Origin of the sequence: Enterobacter cloacae complex sp. 309I3, assembly GCF_050031595.1 — a bacterium.
GTDB lineage: Bacteria > Pseudomonadota > Gammaproteobacteria > Enterobacterales > Enterobacteriaceae > Enterobacter > Enterobacter cloacae.
Window position 1 is genome coordinate 63,119 of sequence record NZ_JBLGWI010000001.1, and the last position, 17,205, is coordinate 80,323.

Consider the following 17,205-nt stretch of genomic DNA (forward strand, 5'->3'; position numbering starts at 1 on the left):
TGTTGCTTCGCCAGGAATTTTAGCCACCCGGGCGTTAAAATCCTGGTGGGAATAAGTTGTGAGCATGGGCTTATTACACTACTATCAGTCTCCTTTTATCGTGTTAATAATGAAATAATATGATTTTTTCTGAATTCACTCTCAGGATTATTGTGTTTTATCGGGTCAATATTCTGCAGGAGATGATAAGCGATGCGCTGCGTAAATTACTGCCTGAATATTCTCTGCAAATATCAATAGTGGAATCAACAGAACAGCTCTTTGATGCCATTAGCGACGGTCAGGTCGATATTGTTATGGCCGAGTTCAGTTATCTGTTTAACCATAAATCGTGGAGCGTACAGACCAGTAACCGGCTCAATATGTTATGTCATACGCACCACGTTAAGCGTGTACTTTTTGTGCCTGAATTACAGTACGGATTATTAAAAAGGGTGCTGGAGATGAAATACGAGCTGACCCTTTCCCTGCAGGACGAGCCCGGCGAGCTGAAAAGAGAATTACAGGCGCTGCTCAGAGCAGAAGAGGCCAGGCCGCGTGTCTCATCGTATCTGAAGGGAATGATGCGCGCCGGCGCGCGCTCGCGTTCGGTGCTTTCTGCCCGGGAGTGGGAGGTGCTGCATCTTCTGGTGGAAGGCTACACCGTGACCGAAATTGCCCAGCTGCGAAGCCGCTCGGCCAGTACCATCGCCACCCAAAAGCACAATGCGATGAAAAAACTCAACCTCACCAACCACAGCGAACTCATCAAATACCTGCAGATGGCGGGCCGGATCGGGAGTTAAGCATCGATTCGCCGGAACGACAGCGTCCCGGCAGATGCGCATCAGGGGTAGATAATATTCAGCGTCGCCGTCGTATTGAGTTTGCCCTGACTGACCTTCGCCGGTGCCCAGACATAATAGGACGCCGCCATGGGCAGGGTGAACGTCTTGCTCAGTGCCCCGCCCGCCGCCACGTTGAACAGCAGCGTGGCATTTCCGCGGCTGGTGGTAGAGGTCGAGAAGATGACCGGCTGTTGCGGGTTATTCCGCTGAATCAGCCGCAGCCCCACGCCCTGTGCGGCACCGCTGCTGGTATCAACCAGTACGGAACTGTCGGTCGACAGCAGTTGCGTGCTGGAGAGGAACATCTCAATCGCCCGGTCAGACGTCCCGTTTGTCCCCAGATTCTGACAGCTCATATTGAGCGTAAAGGGCGTCAGCCCTGGCTGGGCAGAGGCACTCAACTGTGGGATACCCAACGTAGGTAAATGAACCGTCAGCCCCGCGTTGTCGAAAGAGCAGGTGGTCAGCTTCGGCGCATATTTGATGGTCATCGGCTGGCCAAACATATCCCGGTTATCGTATGGCCACTTAAAGCCGTTAAACAGCCACTGCACGATTTTCACCAGCTGATTGATCGGCCAGGTAATGATCTCCCAGAACGACATGCCGCTCATATCGCTGACGAACAAGACATCGCTCATGGTCGCCGTGTCCCCCGAGAGGGTCGTACCACTCTGATCAACCAGCGTAAAGCGCACGGTAAACGGCGTATTCAGTTCTGAAGCCGTATGGTTACCGCTCGCGCTCAGCGTCTTGTTGGGATGCGTGCTGGTGATCTCCGCCCGCACCCTGTATTTGTCATTGCTGAAGCCCAGAATGGTGGCGTACTTACTGTCGGTCGAGAGGATCGGCGTGTAAGAAAACTCGCTGTTGCCGGTTGAGCAGTTAAACGAGCCGCTGTACTGGGTGCTGAAGCTCCCGGTCCAGGTCGGCGTGGCGGGCGTCAGCTTATCCGACAGATCGACGCTGATCGGCGGGCCATAGGAAATACTGCCCCCGGAACAGGTGGCATAGCTTGCCCCGCTGACGCAGGCGAGAAACAGAAAGGTCAGTAACCGTATCATGTTGATGTTCCGTTAGTAATGGCAAACAGAGGACGGGCTTTCCAGTCCCCACGCCGGTGCGGCGATAGTGCAATTTCCGCCACGCAAATGAACGCTAAGCTCACGTGGTGGTTGTTCCGCGCGAATGTAGAGCACGCTGGCCTGGCCGACATAACCCACCGACTCGCCGCGCTCGTTCAGCACTTCGGTACCAAACGGCAACGGTGCCCCGTCCGGGCGGGTGGCGCGCAGCATCCAGGACTGGCGCTGGTCGGTATCGAAGCGGATATAGTTCACCGCGCCATCGTAAGGGGCGACGTTAGCGATGTTGCCCAGCACTTCTGCCCCGCGGCTGTTCGCCGTTTCGGACAGGGTGATGGCATTTTTACGGTACGGCGTGGCGTAAGGGACTAGCGCCACGCCATCACGGTTGGTCACGATACTTTCGTCGCCGTTAACCATCAGCCCTTCCGCCTGCGGCGCATCGACAATGGTCATGGTGGAGCCGGTTTCGTTGGAGGCAAGCAGATGCCACGGCACGGCCACCAGGCTGCCGCGCCCGTTCAGCCCCATCTGGCGGTAGTCGGAAGATTCACTGTAGGAGCCACCAAGCGTCGCGAAGTTTGCCCGGTATGCGGTGTTCACGCTGGCGGTGTTGTTCCCGCCCCGCGCATTGCTGCCGGAGAGCGTATAGCTCAGGCGGTTCGACGCCAGCGCGTTGCCGCTCATGCTGATATTGCTCTGTTCATAATGCGAGTCGCTGGCCGTCAGGCTGGAGGTGACCCACGCGTTGTTATCAAACAGCGAGAAGGGCAGGCTGAGGGAGAGGTAAAAACGCGTCTCTTCTTCACGCTCGCTGTTGCGCACCCGGCTGGCGGAGACGGTATAGCTTGCCCGGCCGATGGCGTTGGAGTAGCCGGCCTGATATTCGCGCGAGGTTTGGCGGGAATTCCAGTAGTCGCGCTGTGTACCAGAGACAAACACCGTGCCCCAGTTATCGGGCAGACGCTGGTTCAGGTTAAGCGTGAAGGTGTTTTTAGGCTGTGCGGCGCGCAGTGCATCCCAGGTGCTCATCGTCATCTCCGGGGCGACCCCGAAGCGATCTTCATACTCGTCATACTGTGCTTTCAGGCGTTGATACCCTTCCCGGGAGTAAAGCGCGTCGCTAAAGCTGTAATACCCTTTCGTGGAGTAGCGGTAGGCCGCCAGCGTGAAGTTGGTGGCTGTGGTATCGATAAATTTACTGTACGACACGCGAAAGCTTTGGCCGCTGTCGGTTCTGTCCTGCAGCGTGGTTTTGGCGTGGGTGACATCCACGGATACCGCGCCAAAGGGCAAATTCCAGCCGGTGCCGATAAGCCCCGCCTGATAATTATCGCTCACGATCGTGCCCGTATAGCCGGTCATCAGGTTATTAAAGCCATAGCGCAGCGTGGCCTGCAGGAACGCCGGGTCCGCCTCAAGGGTGTTTTGATGAACCTTTCCCGCCACCACGCTGTACTCGCTCACACCCTCTTTGAGCATGCCGGGCACGGCAGAGAAAGGCACCGTGAATGATTGCTGGGAACCGTCCGCTTCGCGCACGACCACCAGCAGGTCGCCCGCTGAACCGGTCGGCTGAATGCTGTCGAGGGTGAACTGGCCCGGCGGAACGTTCTCCTGATAGATGACGTTACCGTTCTGCATTACCTTCACCAGGGCGTTAGTGCGCGCCACGCCGTGTACCACCGGTGAAAAGCCCTGCTGCGAGTTAGGGCGCATTTTCATATCGGAGGCCAGCGACACGCCGCGCACACGAAGGGAATCAAACAGATCGCCGGGAATATAAAAGTCGCCCAGCGTCAGGTTGGATTTCAGCGCCGCCAGCGGGCGGCGAAGGTAGCGGGTGTTATTCTGCCAGCTGCTGTCACCGCTGGCGGATTTGCGCCAGGTACTGCTGTCGCGAAACTGCCAGCCGAGCAGGTTGGCCCCGGAATCCAGCCCGGCGTAAAAATCATCGTTGGTCTCTTTGGCGGAGCCTTTTGTTCGCGTGTTGTACCAGGTGGTGTTCCAGGAGAGCATCAGCGCCGGGATCCCTTCGTCCCAGAACTGAGGGGCAACATAGCCCTCTTCGGTACGTAAGACGGCCGCCTGTGGCACGGTGAGTGCCAGACTCAGCGTGCTGGTGTCCGTTTTTACCTCGCCGCCCTGAACCAGATCGTGCAGCTGCACCTGGCCGTCAGTAATGGCGGGGGCCGGAATCGCTTTGGTGTTGATCCCCAGCATAAGCGCGTCTTTCCAGGCAAGGCGAACGTCATCCTGTTGCTCGCCGTAGGTCACCGTATAGCGCCCCTTCCAGTCTCCGTTGACGTAAATATCCATCTCCTGGGGACCGGCTGGCATGGCGTTGTTTTCGTAAAAGCGTGACAGATCGGACTCACCGGATGCGCCAGCAAGCAGGGAGGTATCAAACGTTACCGCACCTGATTTATGCGAAAGCAGAAGCGAGCAGACAGCCAGCATGCAGAGCCTGTTTTGTTTCATTTTCATGGTGAGTCTTTCCGATCACTGGCTGGTGAGCGTGCGGGTTTTATACGCACCCAAATCATCCACATACATCAGCTGGTAGGTTTGGCCGCGTTTCACCGCGTTTTTTGTTGCGACGGTGAGTTGACCAAATGGCGCGACCATCGGTGATTCCTGCAGTAATTTGGTTTTGCCCTCGGAAATATTGGCAACCGTAATATGGAAAGGGCTGTCATTAACGATGCGGAACTGTTTACCGCTGGCAATCAGCGTCAGTTTCCCCGTTGCGTTATCCAGCGTGCCGGTTAACGAGGCCGGGCGATAAAACATTTTGATGCGTGATTTAATCGCCAGCTGAACGGTATTCTGGTTTTGTATATTTTCCGGCTTTGGCGGAATGTCGAGCACGTTCAGGAAAAAGACCGATTCGCGATCGCCCGGTAAATTCGCAGGCAACTTTTTTATCCGCAATTGCTGACCATTATGTTCGCTGACCTTCACCACCGGTGGCGATAACAGAAAAGGAACGTTTGCCGTTTCCGGGGTGGAGTTAATATCGCCGTCATCAATCCAGGATTGCACCAGCGCAGGGGCATCACCCGTATTGATTAACTGAACAATGACCTCTTTGTTATTCTCAGGATAAAGAACACGCGTGCCATTAATCACAATATTGGCCCATGCGTTGCCCGCGCTGAGCAGCAGAGATGCCAGCATAATAATCTTACGCATATTGGTAACCTTAAATACAGGCTTCGCCGGGACGAAGCCTGATTAACTGAAATTACAGGTAGGAAATGGTGTAGGTCACGTTAGAGCTCAACGCACCGACCGTTGCAGCAGCGGCGTTGGTTTTATAGTAATAAACGTCCAGCGTCAGCGTTTCTGAATCTGGCGCCGCTGAGGTACCCATAATGCTGGTGGTGTAAGCCTGGTTCAGCGTAACCGGCGTAGATTTACCTGGTTCAACTAAGGCGAAACCGACATTACGCGCCACGCTGGCGTCGTTTTCATTAACGCTGTTATTCAGCAGGTATTTGCCGTCGGTAGAAATATTATCGGCGCTGGAGAAATACACTTTCAGCGGCGTACCGGTCGTACCTGCTGCTGGCGTACAGCCAGAGAAGGTTAACGAAATGGATTTTTTATTTTTTGTAATCAGGCCAACCGTTGTTCCGGCATCCTTAACCGAAATGGGGGAGAGGGCGACGGTCATATCCGCGCTTTTCCCGCCATTAATCGTACAGGTGGTATCGGTAATAGCACCGGTAAAGTTAATTACGCCACCCGCTGAGTTATCTGCGGCAATGGCGTGAGTAGAGGCAATGGCTGCGCCAAGCACAGATACGGTCATGATCGTTTTGAACATGATAAACTCCATAATATTTTGTTTTATCTAAGAAAGAATGTTTCCCGGCTGCGCAACACACTGTGACAGGCTTACGCGCATCGCGACCTGAGTACGAGCCTTGACGATATTATGTTGCATCAAAAAGATACATAACAAAACATTATTCCGTTAATATTAAAATAATGAGATTATAATCTTGCTATAACGTTCTTTTAAGGATCATAACCTAAATGCCTTCATTCGAAGGTCTTAATTAATGAATTAATAATTGTTAATTTATGAAGTTTTCTATGCGGCGTGCTCAAATAATATTTGATGACTTGACCACACCCTCTTTAGACCTATTATTGCGAGGGAAATACAGTCGTTTATAACAGTGGTGTAACAATCATATGAAGTATCTTATTGATCTCGCAATGCTTTATGAAGTGGACTCCGGTGTGATCATGATAAATGGAGAAGAGGAATCTTCCATTAAGTTATCAAATCAGGCGGCACGTTTGTTATATGAACTCATCATTAATAATGGTAAAACCCTCGACAGGGACGACCTGATTAAGAAAGTCTGGGAAGACCGGGGTTTTTCCGGCTCCTCGGTCAGTCTTAATGTTGCCATAAGTGAAATTAGAAAAGCTTTTCGGAGTTTAGGACGTGACCCGCTACTGATTAAGACCATTCGTGGAAAAGGTTTTAGTCTGGCCGCGCATATTGAACATCACACTGTCAGGCCGCCCGTGGCCGCTCCGGAAAAAATGGTGGCGGAAACCGTCGATATTGTGACGCAGCAGCGAGACCCGCCTGAAGGTTTGCGTCGTCGGGACAGCGGCTTTACCACCCTGTTCGTGATGGCGTTGGTGGCAATAATGGGTATTGCCGCGCTGCTGTTCTATCAAAATATGCGCGTCGCCGATCGTCCGAAGGAGTCCGATATCTATCGGCTGGGCAAAATTGACCGCTGTACGGTTTATCTTATCGATAAGAACATGTATCAGCCGCTGCAGGTCTATCTTAACCGCGCTAAAGAGGCGATCGTCCGTCAACATATCGACTGCGAACATCAGGCTGCTGATGCCTATTATTCAAAATTTAAAAAGTCACAGCTGGAAAATGATTTTTTGGCCGTCTGTTATCTGCAGGATGGCGCCGATAGCTATAAAAATTGTATCTCTTACAGAAGCCTGACAGGGAGTTAAGATCATGTCGAAGAGACAGATGGGTATATTATTGGGCGTGGTACTGCTGCTTTCCGTTATCGTCATTGCCGTGCTTTACCCGAAAAGAACTCAGGAAGTGGGATTTGGCTGTCAGTCTGATACGGTTTCCAGGAAAAACTATTCCACGGGAGAGTCGACCGCCCTGTCGTTAACCACGCTGTTTCTTTTTAATGGCAGCGATATTGTCACGGTGATCCATAAAGGGGTATTCACCCGCGGCGACAAACGTTATTTGATTGACCGAAACTATGTCCTTAACGTTGAGAAAGTTGCTGGCAGTGATATTTACTATATTAAAGGAAAAAAACTGCAGAAATCTGATGATGACATTGCCCCGGATGGAATTGTCAATGAGCTGCTAATGGACAGTATCGACTTCTTTTATGTTACCCGGGTTAAAGGTCATGCCTGGCTAATTAAAGGGCTGGTATTACCAATAATGATGTGCGTGGCTGTACCCACATCCTGATATTCTGCAGAATGACCAGAATAGATGTTTATCTATTCATCAAAAAGTCTCAATTTTATTCATTATGTAACAACAAGATGCAAAAGCAGGCGGATATTTTTCATCTTTTGCTTTAAAGGGAATGAAATTTTCTGTATTGCCTCGTTATTTTTCGGGTGACTATACTTCGCCCCGAAAAAGGGGCTCCCCTTTTTTAAACATCTGGATTCTTTTTTGAAGGACTAAATAAATGAATAAACTGAACGCTATCGTTCTGGGCTCACTGCTGTCTCTTTCTGCCCTGAGCGTTGCTCATGCAGCGGAAACTACCGCTTCTGCAACCTGGCAAGCTTCTGCAACGAAAGACAGCGATTCCGATCTGGTTGTCACCCCAACACGCGCACTGAACTTCGTTTATAGCGCAAACACGAAAGCCTTTAACACCGACACCGGTCTGTTTGATGTGGCTATTCGTGGCGATCACTCTTCTGCAACCAGCTTCAAACTGGAAGCTATCGTTGATGACTCTGACAACACCCTGTTCAGCGTTGGCGGCGAAGCAACCAAACTGAAAGTGGGCGCGCGCTTTGGCGGGACCGATCTGGGCTCCATCGGTGGCACAGTGGGTACGAAGTCAACGGCATGGACTACCCTGGTTGACTCTTCAAACAACACCGGCGTCTCTTCTGGCCTGTGGAACCTGACCACCAGCGCAGGCGCGACGGCAAACACCGAAGTGACCGGCCAGGACAAGTTTGTGTTCTACGTCGATTCTGCACAGGACAGCACCGGTGCGGCGAAAGAGTTCAAAGACCTGACCAACAGCCTGTGGGAAGGTACTGTCTCCGTTGCGTTCCGCGCAACCTGGGGCTAAGAGCTGACAGTTACAGGGGCGTAAGCCCCTGTTTAGGGAAATATCATGTTTAGCCTCAAACCCATCTTCTTCTCTTTATTATTTATTTCCTCCTCCGCGCTGGCGATTAATGTTGGCAAAGTCACCACCATTATTCCTGCCGATGCGGATTCCACCGCCAAGGAATTAAAAAACGAAGCGGACAGCGTGCGCATTATTTCCATCAGCGCCCAGCGTATCAGCAGCCCGATGGATGAAGGCGTGGTGATTAATCCAGAGCAAACCGACGAGCTGCTGCTGACGCCCACGCGCATGGTCATGCCCGCCGGAACCAGCAATATCGTCAAATTTTACTATCACGGTAAGGCCGACGATCGGGAGCGCTATTACCGCATTACCTTCATTGATGAAGGGGTCAGCGAAGATCTCGACAACGGCACGCAAAAGAATGGCAAAGGGATGACCCGCGCCGTGGTGAGCACCATTCTGGTGGTCCAGCCCCGGAAGAAGAACGTCGATTTCGTCTACGTGGCCGGGAAGATCACCAATAAGGGCAATACCGCGTTTCGCGTGAACGCGAGCGGAACTTGCCTGAAACCCAACCCGGAATCGCCGACCACGCCGTGCGTCAAAAACTTTTACCTGATGCCGGGCACTTCCCGCGCGATCGACGATATCAACGTAACGGACAGCCATTTTCATCTCGGAATTTGGGACCTGAAACAGTTCATTCCTGTTAAGTAAGGATGCATGGTGAAAAATAAATTAGTGTTGCCGGTGATGATGGCGTGCACATCCGGCCTCTTGCCCGCGTATGCGCATGCGGCCTCCAGCTCCGTGGTTATCGCTAATTACCGTTTTCCCGACTCGCTCTATGCCCTGCTGGAGCAGGGGATCAAAATCCCCGTTTATCTGGTCAATACCCGCCCGGGTGCAGCGCAACAGGCGAGCAGCACCGGTGACGTGAGCGAGTATGTCCGTATTGGCGACGTAACGATCTACGCAGAAGACCGGCAGCTCGGGCTGCGCGATGTCCAGGTCCAGGAGTCAGACAACGGTATTCGCCTGTCAAAAGAGATGCGGACGCTGCTGCAAAGCATCAACGGCAAGCAGTTTGACGACCATATGCGTATTCCGGTGAGCGCCGGGTCGGCGTTCGAGTTGGATCAGAAAAAAATGCGCCTGCTGCTGAACCTCTCCCAACGTGACTACGGGGTCAATATTCGTCCGCGTGAAGTGGATATCGATGCCCCTGAATCAGACGATCTGAGCGGCACGCTCTCCTATAACCTGGGGGCGTATCACACCGAGAGCGGCTACGGCGACAGCTGGTCATCCGGCTATCTCAACGCCAAAAGCTGGGTCTCGATGGGGGTCGATCACCTGCTGGTCGATGGCTCGGGCTACGTTAACGAGAACAGCAGCGACACCCAGATGAACGCGGTGATGTGGGAACGTGACTATCAGGGCATGCGCTACGCCGCCGGGATGTTGAACGGCTGGGCGATGCAGTCTCTTGCCAGCGTCAGCGGGATCTCCGGCGGAGAGGTGTACGGCGTCTCCGTGGGGAACCAGGCCAACTCGCGTAAGCGGGACAATACCCTCTCCCTGACACCGATCGTGGTCTATTTCCCGACCGCCGGAGAAGCCCGCATTCGTCGTGACGGCCAGCTTATTGGTATTCAGCGCTTTGACGTGGGTAACCACGAAATCGACACCAGCGCGCTGCCCTACGGGATTTACAGCGTGGAAGTCGAGGTGGTCAGCGGCAGCCGCACCGTGTCACGGAGCATGTACACGGTGAACAAACCTTTCACTAACAACGTGTCGGAATCGCTGCGCTGGCAGACGTGGGGCGGGATTTATAGCCGCGACAAATCCGTCGTCAATTATAAGAAGTACGCCAAACGGAAAAACGAGCAGGACAACAGCTACTACTACGATTACGACACCAAACATAAAGACACCATGTCGCTGGTCGGCGCCTCCTTCAGCAAGCGCAGCGGGATGGTCGACTGGAACGCCTCCGGCTATATGATGCGCGAACACGTGGTCAGTGAACTGTGGGCCTCCCTGAACCTGACCGGGTACTTCTCGGTGAATACCCAGACGATGGCCGCCTCTGACGGAACGTACCGCGCCAACTACGGGGCTAACGTCAGTCTGCCGTGGAATATCGGTTCGGTCTGGTACTCGCATGAGCAGCTCTCCAGCGGCAAGTTCCTTGATATCTATGAAAACAAAGGCAACACGTGGGGGGCATCGTTCAGCCTGCCGTCGTTTGGCCTGCCGTCCGCCGGCAACCTGAGCCTGATGCGACAGGAAGACGACGTATACCGCTATAAACGCTATCAGGTTGACTACTCCCAGGGGCTTTATGCCGGTCGTTACGGTACGGCGCGCCTGCGGGTGGGGATGTCGCGCAATAAATACGAAGGCTATTACGAAGAGAAAGACCGCTACGTGATGCTCGATTTCTCGATCCCGCTGGGTAACACCGTCTCGGTGGGCGTTTCCCATAACCGCGATACCGGCACGGCGCTTAACGTCAGCGCCAGCCGCCAGTTCGAAGGGGATTACCTGAAGTCGGTTACCGCCAACGTTTCACGAGCCTTCAGCAGCAACCAGGATCGCACCGTGAGCGGCGGGGGCAGCGTGAGCTTTGACACGCCGTGGAACAGCAACATTCTGAGCGTGCAGAGCGGCACCAGCAAAGGCTGGAACTCCACGCTGACCAGCGACGGCAGCGTGGGCTGGTCGAAAGAGGCGGTTGCGGCCGGTAAAGGCACCCACAGCGCAGGGGTGATCGTCAGTACCGGGCTTAAGTCCGACGAGTCGCTCACGCTGAAGCTCAACGGCCGCACGGAGCGCATCAAGGGCGATAAAACCTGGCTGTCGTTACCGGCCTATCAGGCTTATGACCTGGAGGTCATGAACAGTGAAACCGGCACCGAAAGCTATGACATTGGCGCAAATGCCCGTCGTCATATCACGGTTTACCCGGGGAACACGGTGGTGATGAAGCCGCAGGTGAAAAAAATCGTCACCCTGTTTGGCCGCCTTGTTGATGCCAACGGTAATCCGGTGAGCGCCACGCAAATCAAAAACCACGTGGGTCTGACCCGCACCGAAAACGACGGTCGCTTCGTGATTGACGTGGACAAGAACAATCCGGTGCTCAGCATTGCCACGCCGGACGACAGCGTCTGCGAGGTGCGTCTGGATATTGCGTCCAACCGTGGCGCGCTGTGGCTTGGGGACATCTCCTGCGATAAAGGCGATTTCGTCTGGCAGGAAGCAAAAGGAACACGGGAACGTGACGATGAAAAAAATATTCGCTCTTAATCTGCTGCTGATAAGCGCGGCGGCGCAGGCGCAGCAGATGCCCTATTTCGCGATCAACAACCCGGACAACAACGGGACGGGCAACACGGCGGCGCTGTTCAGTCTGAACAGCACCTCCACCGCGTTTTTACACGGCTCGCGGGAGTGGCCCACCCTGAGTGCGAAAACCAACAACGGGATTGCCACCTATATTCCGGACAACAGTTTTAACGGCCCGGCAGGCAGCCCGCTGACCATCAACTTCAGCGTCACAGGCTCCAGCGCCTCGCCGTTCTTTAAGGGCACCGCGTGTTCGTCAAGCTGTGGTACCACGGGCTATACCGCGACGACCAGCTATTCCGACACGTCCATGGTGGTGAAACCGCCGGTCATTGAGCCGGGCACCGCTTATGGCCGCTGGGTGCTGGGGGATCCGTTCTTTGATTATCTGCTCAATGCTGCACCTGGCAACGAGGTGACGATTACCTCCACGCCGCAGATCTCCTCTATCGGCAAGGTCACCACCACCAACACGCTGCATAAAGTCGGCACATTGACCATGACCAACTCGCGGGCGCTGGATCTGGGCATTGACCCGATCAGCGGCGAGGTGACCATTGTGGATGGTTCAACCGGGGCGACGTGTACTAAATACACCCGCAATACGGTGTCGGGTGTGCTTTGCGAACTGCTGGAATACACCTTTGTCGGGGAAGATATCACCGGCTACAACCCGGGGCTGGCGCTGACCTCGTCCCGCGTGAACGGCGTGCTGCAATCGCACATGAACGGGGGGACGGGGCTGGCGGCGGAAATCACCTTCGATGAGAGCAACTGGTACAGCATCTCCGGCGGCATCCTGAGCGACACGCGCGTGCTGGCGAATACCTTCCTCGCGGCGCCGCAAAAAAACGGCGGCAAGGCGTACCTGAAAATCTTCCTCCCGAAGGCGCTGATTTTGAGCGTGGCGCAGGCGGGGGATGGCAACAACATCGGCAATATCGTCAGCCTGTGCCTGACGCCGGGTAACAGCTCGCTGGCGGCGGATTTCTGCTTCCAGCCGGGGGGCGGGCTGGTGATTGACCCTATCCAGCCAGGCCTTGCGATCGTGCCGGATAACCCGGATTACACGCTCGACCCTAACGGCTTGGGCGGTTCCGGGAAAGGCACGATTGGCGAGGGGCCGATAGAGATCCCCTACACCATTACCTACAGCGGCGCGCAAAAAGATGCCGCGATTGCGGTCACGGTGAAGGTCACCGGGCCGACGCAGAGTCTGAACGGCGTGGACTACTGTGCCTTTAGCGGTAACGGCTTCACGGTGCCTGTCCCCGGTAACGTGCTGCTGGGCAAAAGCCAAACGCTGAAGGCGCATAACTGCAAAGGCGAGGCGCTGTCCATTCCCGCACCCGCCACCCATGCGGAAGAGTGGGACAAGATAAGCTCAGGCGTGACGGACATGTGGCTGTGGAAAACCCCGCTGGTATTGCAGTTTGTGATGAATAACCCGGTATCGAAAACCACCTATGACGGTAATACGTGGTTTGGTGAAGTGACGGCTCAGGGTCGAATTGATGTCAGTGCATCCTGGAATTAAACGTGTATGACTGGAAAATTCCTGGCTATTTTCGCAATAAATTGCTTCATTTCCGCAAGCGCAAATGCTTTAATTATTGAAAATCTAAATATTGATTTTCTACCTGAAAAAGAAGTTGTTTTTCAGCCAATAAAAAACGATACCAGCGTACGACAGAATTATACTGTTTCGCTTATTCAGGTTGATGTCCCAAAAGAACACGGGAAAGAGACTGAAATAAAAGATGGCGAGGTGATGTTCTCGCCAAAACAGTTAACTCTGGAGAGCGGCGAGCGGGCCGGATTTAAGTTTTATTATACCGGCCCGCACGACAGCAAAGAACGCTATTATCGCGTTAAATTCACCGAGACGCCGCTTCAGGCGCGGGTTGTGATGAGCAAAGGCCAACGCATTCAGTCGGATGTGGTGGTTTCGCTTGAGGCTATTTTAATTGTCCGACCATGGACAAGGCATTTTGATTATACGTTTAGTAACGGGGTGGTGAGTAATACCGGGAATACCTGGTTTAAATATGTCTCTTCTCAGGGATGTAGCTCACAATATAATGACTCAAAATATCTTCCACCGGGTCAACGGCTGGAAATAGATAATTACGCGCAGCCCGCAAGGCGGATGATTATTTATGGAAATAAAATCATCCCGCTTACGCGCTGCCCGTAACAACCGCTTTCCTTCATAAAAGGAAATTATCCTTTGGCGCAAGCTGAAGATTTACAACTACAGGAGAATAAAATGAAAGCGATTTCATTCGTAGAAGCGAAAGATATTATCGGTGGTGCATTAAACCCATTCGCTGGCCTCGTTAAAGGTGCACAGCTGGGTTATGACACCGGTGCAAGCATCATGGGCATGGTAGGCGGCGTGGTTGGCGGAATTCTGGGTGGCGCAATGGGCTTCCTGGGTGCGCTGGTTGGCAGCTACAACTAATTCAACGAACAGGAAGACAATCATGCAAGTTATCGATTTCAAAAAAGCACAGGCCATCATCGGTGGCTGGGATCCGTTTGCTGCTGCCCTTCAGGGCGCGAGCGCAGGCTATAACGCAGGCAGCCAGATGTTAGGCGCGCTGGGCGGCACCATCGGTGGTGTGTTTGGCCTGGTGGGCGGCTTCATCGGCGGCTTCTTCAGCGCATAAGTTATCGACCTATGCTTATGGCCCGCTTTGCCGGGCCATTTTTTTATTTCAGCCACGGATAATTATGTTTTCGCTTTTTCAGTATAAAAAAAAGGGTAAGACACCCGTTATTCGCCAGCATGAATATACCGAATGTGGGCTGGCCTGCCTGGCGATGGTGCTGGGGCACTATGAACACCACGTCTCCGTCAGCCAGCTGCGCAGGGAGCTTACCGTCTCTGCCGACGCGGGCACTTCGATGGCGGAACTCATGACCCTCGCCAGCGATAAAAATATGACGGGCCGGGTGCTCAAGGGCGAAATCACTGAAATTGAAAGTGCCGAACTGCCGCTCATCGCCTTCTGGCGCGGCAATCATTTCGTGGTGATCGTGAAGGTTGACGGGCGCAGCGTAACGGTCCACGACCCGGCCAGCGGCGTGCGTCGCTACAGCCTCAAGGAGGCGCAAAAACTCTTTTCCGGCTACGTGCTAGAGCTGAAGCCGACGCCGCGCTTCGACAAAAAATCCCCTGACGAGACGCTCACGCTGGGGCGGCTGGCCAATAAATCCCCGAGCTTGTTTCAGCGGCAGGTGCTGCTGTTTGTGCTCTCGATTTTTACCCTCATCACCATGCTGGCCAGCCCCACTTACGTGCAGCTGATCATGGATGAGGCCATCTCGCGCAACGACAACGATCTGGTGATCTTACTCACCGCCATTTTCGCTATCGTCTTTATTTTTGAAGTCATAGGTAAGTTCCTCAAGCAACTGCTTGAGATCCTGATGCGTAACATCGCCTATGACGACCTCAGCCAGTCGGTTCGCCGCTATATGCTGCGTACCCAGACCGGCTGGTTCCGCAGCCGTCCGCCGGGCATTGTGCTGGCGATTGAAAAATCGCTGCATGCCTGTGCGGAGTTCATCAGCAATGGCTATGTGCAGATCCTCTTTTCCAGCCTGATCGCCTTCACCAGCCTGCTGTTTATGCTGCTGTATAACGTGAAAATCGCCGTGCTGACGATGCTGCTGATGGGGGTGTTCTTCCTGATCCGCTTTTCGCTGATCGGCCCTTACCAGCGCGCGGTGGACGACTCCATCGAGCGCACCGCAAAGTATGAATCGCTGCTGGTGGAGACGCAGAAGGGGATCATCACCCTGAAGGCCAACAACATGGAGCAGGCCCGGGACGCGGTGATGGACAAATCCCAGCGTGAGCACATAGCCGGGCTGATGCGCAAAGAGCGCCTGCTGGCCCGCTTTGATGTTGCCTCGCTGCTGGTGATCAACGCCGAGCAGCTGCTGGTGGTCTGCTTCGGCGCGTGGCTTATTCTGGAAGGGCAGATGAGTATCGGGATGCTCTATGCCTACATCAGCTACAAACGCTATTTCTCCGACGCGATGGTACAGGTGGCGCAAAAGCTGCTGGACAAAAATGCGCTGAAAGGGCCGCTGGATCGCGTGGGCGACCTGCTGTTTGCCCCCTCTGAAGCCAGCCAGTTTGGCCGTAAGATTGTGACCTCACCCGTCAGTCTGGCCTTTGAGGATGTCTCTTTTGCTTATCCGGGACGTGAGGCGACCCTGCAGCACATCAACATGACGCTGAAGCAGGGCGAAGAGGCGGTGATTGTCGGCCAGAGCGGCTCCGGGAAAACCACGCTGCTGCGTCTGATCTCCGGGATGTTGCTCTCCACATCGGGCAGTTTGCGGATCAATGCGATCCCGATCACCGAGTGCGATCTCTCCTCTTTGCGCCAGCATATTCGCATTGTGCATGCGGACGATATTCTCTTTACCGGCTCCATTCTGGATAACCTTTCCTGCTTTGATAGCGCGCCGGACAAGGAGCGGGTGATTGCTGCCTGCCGCCTGGCGGAGATTGACCACGTGGTCGCGCGTCTGCCGCACGGATACGAAACGGAGCTGCTGCCGGGAAATACCTTTTTCTCCGCCGGCGAGATGCAGCGTCTGGTGCTGGCGCGCGCCCTGTACAGCCAGCCGAAGCTGCTGCTGTGCGATGAAGTGACGGCAAACCTCGATAAAACCACGGCGCAGAAGGTGCTGGCGAACCTGCGTGGTCTGGGGATTGGCCTGGTATTTGTCACCCACTCGCCGGAGGTGGTGGGCTGTCACGGACGGCTCTACACCATGGAAAACGGCACGCTGCGGGAGAGTGAGCAATGATGTTTCTGCCCCGTCTCTACGCCCGACTTTGCGCCCGGCAGGCCGGACGCACGCTGCTCGCAAGCCGGATCACGCAAAACTACAGCCAGTTTATGCGCTGCCCGGAGACTGACGTCCCGCCCGATTTTCTGCGCCAGAACGCCCTGGAGATGAGCGGCTTTCATTTTGTCGAGCAGATCTTCCCGCCCGCGCTGTGGCGGCGCAACGTGCGTTTCGATCTCCACGCCCGGGTGGCGGCATTTACCCGCGAGCAGGATTTCTATTATCAGCCCCGCACCCTGCTGCTGGGCATGCGCTGGGCCGGATTTGGCCTGATCGCGGATGCGCTGCTCGCCACCGCGCCAGACGACGTGCGCTTTCAGTTTGTTACCCGCCTTCCCGCGCTGCACAAGCTGATGGCGGCACACGAGGAGCGGCGGGCAGGGGCGTTTTTCGCCCCGCACCGGCTGGTGACCGTGCTGCTGGTGGATGAGCGCCTCCCGGATGCGCCGCTGTTCATGACCCAGGCGGGCGACCAGAAAGCGTGGTTAACGGACGTGTCGACGCGCTTTTTAACGCGCTACGGATACGTGATTCGTACGCTGCTGCCCGGCTGTTCGCTGCACTCGGCGGAATTTGCGCTGGAGAGCCAGACCTATGCCCCTGCGGAGTACCGTCAGGCCGCCACCGCCACGCTGAACGCGTTGCGTAAAACCCCCACGCTCTGGAGTGCATGGGACGATCTTTCAGTGATTTATCATGGATGAC

Annotated in this window: 16 protein-coding genes; 12 read left to right on the forward strand and 4 right to left on the reverse strand. The window is 54.6% G+C overall.

The features are described 5' to 3' along the window. The first annotated feature begins 119 nt into the window (after nucleotides 1-119). Nucleotides 120-785, forward strand: coding sequence for a LuxR C-terminal-related transcriptional regulator (locus tag ACQG22_RS00305; RefSeq protein ID WP_020686451.1), 666 nt, complete (start codon nucleotides 120-122; stop codon nucleotides 783-785). Nucleotides 786-826: 41 nt separating this feature from the next. Here ACQG22_RS00305 and ACQG22_RS00310 read toward each other — a convergent pair whose 3' ends face one another. From ACQG22_RS00310 to ACQG22_RS00325, 4 genes are read right to left on the reverse strand one after another with little or no spacing between them, the layout of a single operon-like run. Next, entirely contained in the window at nucleotides 827-1,891 is a 1,065-nt protein-coding gene (locus tag ACQG22_RS00310; RefSeq protein WP_013094835.1) for a fimbrial protein, read from the reverse strand. 12 nt (nucleotides 1,892-1,903) lie between these two features. Beyond that, nucleotides 1,904-4,399, reverse strand: coding sequence for a fimbria/pilus outer membrane usher protein (locus tag ACQG22_RS00315; protein ID WP_108453701.1), 2,496 nt, complete (start codon nucleotides 4,397-4,399; stop codon nucleotides 1,904-1,906). Nucleotides 4,400-4,414: 15 nt separating this feature from the next. Beyond that, nucleotides 4,415-5,107: a fimbrial biogenesis chaperone gene (locus tag ACQG22_RS00320; protein ID WP_013094837.1), complete on the reverse strand. Its 693-nt coding sequence runs from the start codon at nucleotides 5,105-5,107 to the stop codon at nucleotides 4,415-4,417. A 52-nt stretch (nucleotides 5,108-5,159) separates the two neighbouring features. Then, on the reverse strand, nucleotides 5,160-5,744 hold the full coding sequence (locus tag ACQG22_RS00325) for a fimbrial protein (RefSeq protein WP_013094838.1): 585 nt from the start codon (nucleotides 5,742-5,744) through the stop codon (nucleotides 5,160-5,162). Between the two features lie 374 nt (nucleotides 5,745-6,118). On the opposite strand from ACQG22_RS00325, the gene ACQG22_RS00330 reads away from it, so the two are divergent. The 11 genes from ACQG22_RS00330 (at nucleotide 6,119) to ACQG22_RS00380 (ending at nucleotide 17,204) form a co-directional block, all read left to right on the forward strand. Beyond that, nucleotides 6,119-6,919, forward strand: coding sequence for a winged helix-turn-helix domain-containing protein (locus tag ACQG22_RS00330; RefSeq protein WP_149896764.1), 801 nt, complete (start codon nucleotides 6,119-6,121; stop codon nucleotides 6,917-6,919). Between the two features lie 4 nt (nucleotides 6,920-6,923). Then, a complete protein-coding gene (locus ACQG22_RS00335; RefSeq protein ID WP_013094840.1) occupies nucleotides 6,924-7,409 on the forward strand; it encodes a hypothetical protein in 486 nt (161 codons plus the stop codon). A 229-nt stretch (nucleotides 7,410-7,638) separates the two neighbouring features. Beyond that, nucleotides 7,639-8,262: a common pilus major fimbrillin subunit EcpA gene (locus ACQG22_RS00340; RefSeq protein ID WP_013094841.1), complete on the forward strand. Its 624-nt coding sequence runs from the start codon at nucleotides 7,639-7,641 to the stop codon at nucleotides 8,260-8,262. Between the two features lie 45 nt (nucleotides 8,263-8,307). Then, entirely contained in the window at nucleotides 8,308-8,985 is a 678-nt protein-coding gene (locus ACQG22_RS00345) for a fimbria/pilus periplasmic chaperone (protein WP_020686458.1), read from the forward strand. 6 nt (nucleotides 8,986-8,991) lie between these two features. Beyond that, the gene (locus tag ACQG22_RS00350; protein ID WP_369706844.1) at nucleotides 8,992-11,586 is read left to right on the forward strand and encodes a CS1-pili formation C-terminal domain-containing protein; all 2,595 of its coding nucleotides are present in this window, start codon (nucleotides 8,992-8,994) and stop codon (nucleotides 11,584-11,586) included. Continuing rightward, complete coding sequence (locus ACQG22_RS00355; protein ID WP_020686459.1) at nucleotides 11,564-13,162, forward strand: hypothetical protein; 1,599 nt, start codon at nucleotides 11,564-11,566, stop codon at nucleotides 13,160-13,162. The genes ACQG22_RS00350 and ACQG22_RS00355 overlap by 23 nt, the downstream gene beginning before the upstream one ends. A gap of 6 nt (nucleotides 13,163-13,168) precedes the next feature. Continuing rightward, a complete protein-coding gene (locus tag ACQG22_RS00360; RefSeq protein WP_013094845.1) occupies nucleotides 13,169-13,822 on the forward strand; it encodes a hypothetical protein in 654 nt (217 codons plus the stop codon). A 72-nt stretch (nucleotides 13,823-13,894) separates the two neighbouring features. Next, complete coding sequence (locus tag ACQG22_RS00365; RefSeq protein WP_013094846.1) at nucleotides 13,895-14,089, forward strand: hypothetical protein; 195 nt, start codon at nucleotides 13,895-13,897, stop codon at nucleotides 14,087-14,089. Between the two features lie 22 nt (nucleotides 14,090-14,111). Then, the gene (locus tag ACQG22_RS00370; RefSeq protein WP_013094847.1) at nucleotides 14,112-14,297 is read left to right on the forward strand and encodes a hypothetical protein; all 186 of its coding nucleotides are present in this window, start codon (nucleotides 14,112-14,114) and stop codon (nucleotides 14,295-14,297) included. A 64-nt stretch (nucleotides 14,298-14,361) separates the two neighbouring features. After that, nucleotides 14,362-16,458: a peptidase domain-containing ABC transporter gene (locus ACQG22_RS00375; protein WP_020686461.1), complete on the forward strand. Its 2,097-nt coding sequence runs from the start codon at nucleotides 14,362-14,364 to the stop codon at nucleotides 16,456-16,458. After that, on the forward strand, nucleotides 16,455-17,204 hold the full coding sequence (locus ACQG22_RS00380) for a hypothetical protein (protein WP_058678560.1): 750 nt from the start codon (nucleotides 16,455-16,457) through the stop codon (nucleotides 17,202-17,204). Before ACQG22_RS00375 ends, ACQG22_RS00380 begins: the two co-directional genes overlap by 4 nt. Nucleotide 17,205 lies beyond the last annotated feature (1 nt).

Excerpts from the sequence above, each read along its gene's own strand:
- ACQG22_RS00305 (WP_020686451.1), top strand. The coding sequence starts at position 120 with ATGATTTTTTCTGAATTCACTCTCAGGATTATTGTGTTTTATCGGGTC.
- ACQG22_RS00310 (WP_013094835.1), bottom strand. The coding sequence starts at position 1,891 with ATGATACGGTTACTGACCTTTCTGTTTCTCGCCTGCGTCAGCGGGGCA.
- ACQG22_RS00315 (WP_108453701.1), bottom strand. The coding sequence starts at position 4,399 with ATGAAAATGAAACAAAACAGGCTCTGCATGCTGGCTGTCTGCTCGCTT.
- ACQG22_RS00320 (WP_013094837.1), bottom strand. The coding sequence starts at position 5,107 with ATGCGTAAGATTATTATGCTGGCATCTCTGCTGCTCAGCGCGGGCAAC.
- ACQG22_RS00325 (WP_013094838.1), bottom strand. The coding sequence starts at position 5,744 with ATGTTCAAAACGATCATGACCGTATCTGTGCTTGGCGCAGCCATTGCC.
- ACQG22_RS00330 (WP_149896764.1), top strand. The coding sequence starts at position 6,119 with ATGAAGTATCTTATTGATCTCGCAATGCTTTATGAAGTGGACTCCGGT.
- ACQG22_RS00335 (WP_013094840.1), top strand. The coding sequence starts at position 6,924 with ATGTCGAAGAGACAGATGGGTATATTATTGGGCGTGGTACTGCTGCTT.
- ACQG22_RS00340 (WP_013094841.1), top strand. The coding sequence starts at position 7,639 with ATGAATAAACTGAACGCTATCGTTCTGGGCTCACTGCTGTCTCTTTCT.
- ACQG22_RS00345 (WP_020686458.1), top strand. The coding sequence starts at position 8,308 with ATGTTTAGCCTCAAACCCATCTTCTTCTCTTTATTATTTATTTCCTCC.
- ACQG22_RS00350 (WP_369706844.1), top strand. The coding sequence starts at position 8,992 with ATGGTGAAAAATAAATTAGTGTTGCCGGTGATGATGGCGTGCACATCC.
- ACQG22_RS00355 (WP_020686459.1), top strand. The coding sequence starts at position 11,564 with ATGAAAAAAATATTCGCTCTTAATCTGCTGCTGATAAGCGCGGCGGCG.
- ACQG22_RS00360 (WP_013094845.1), top strand. The coding sequence starts at position 13,169 with ATGACTGGAAAATTCCTGGCTATTTTCGCAATAAATTGCTTCATTTCC.
- ACQG22_RS00365 (WP_013094846.1), top strand. The coding sequence starts at position 13,895 with ATGAAAGCGATTTCATTCGTAGAAGCGAAAGATATTATCGGTGGTGCA.
- ACQG22_RS00370 (WP_013094847.1), top strand. The coding sequence starts at position 14,112 with ATGCAAGTTATCGATTTCAAAAAAGCACAGGCCATCATCGGTGGCTGG.
- ACQG22_RS00375 (WP_020686461.1), top strand. The coding sequence starts at position 14,362 with ATGTTTTCGCTTTTTCAGTATAAAAAAAAGGGTAAGACACCCGTTATT.
- ACQG22_RS00380 (WP_058678560.1), top strand. The coding sequence starts at position 16,455 with ATGATGTTTCTGCCCCGTCTCTACGCCCGACTTTGCGCCCGGCAGGCC.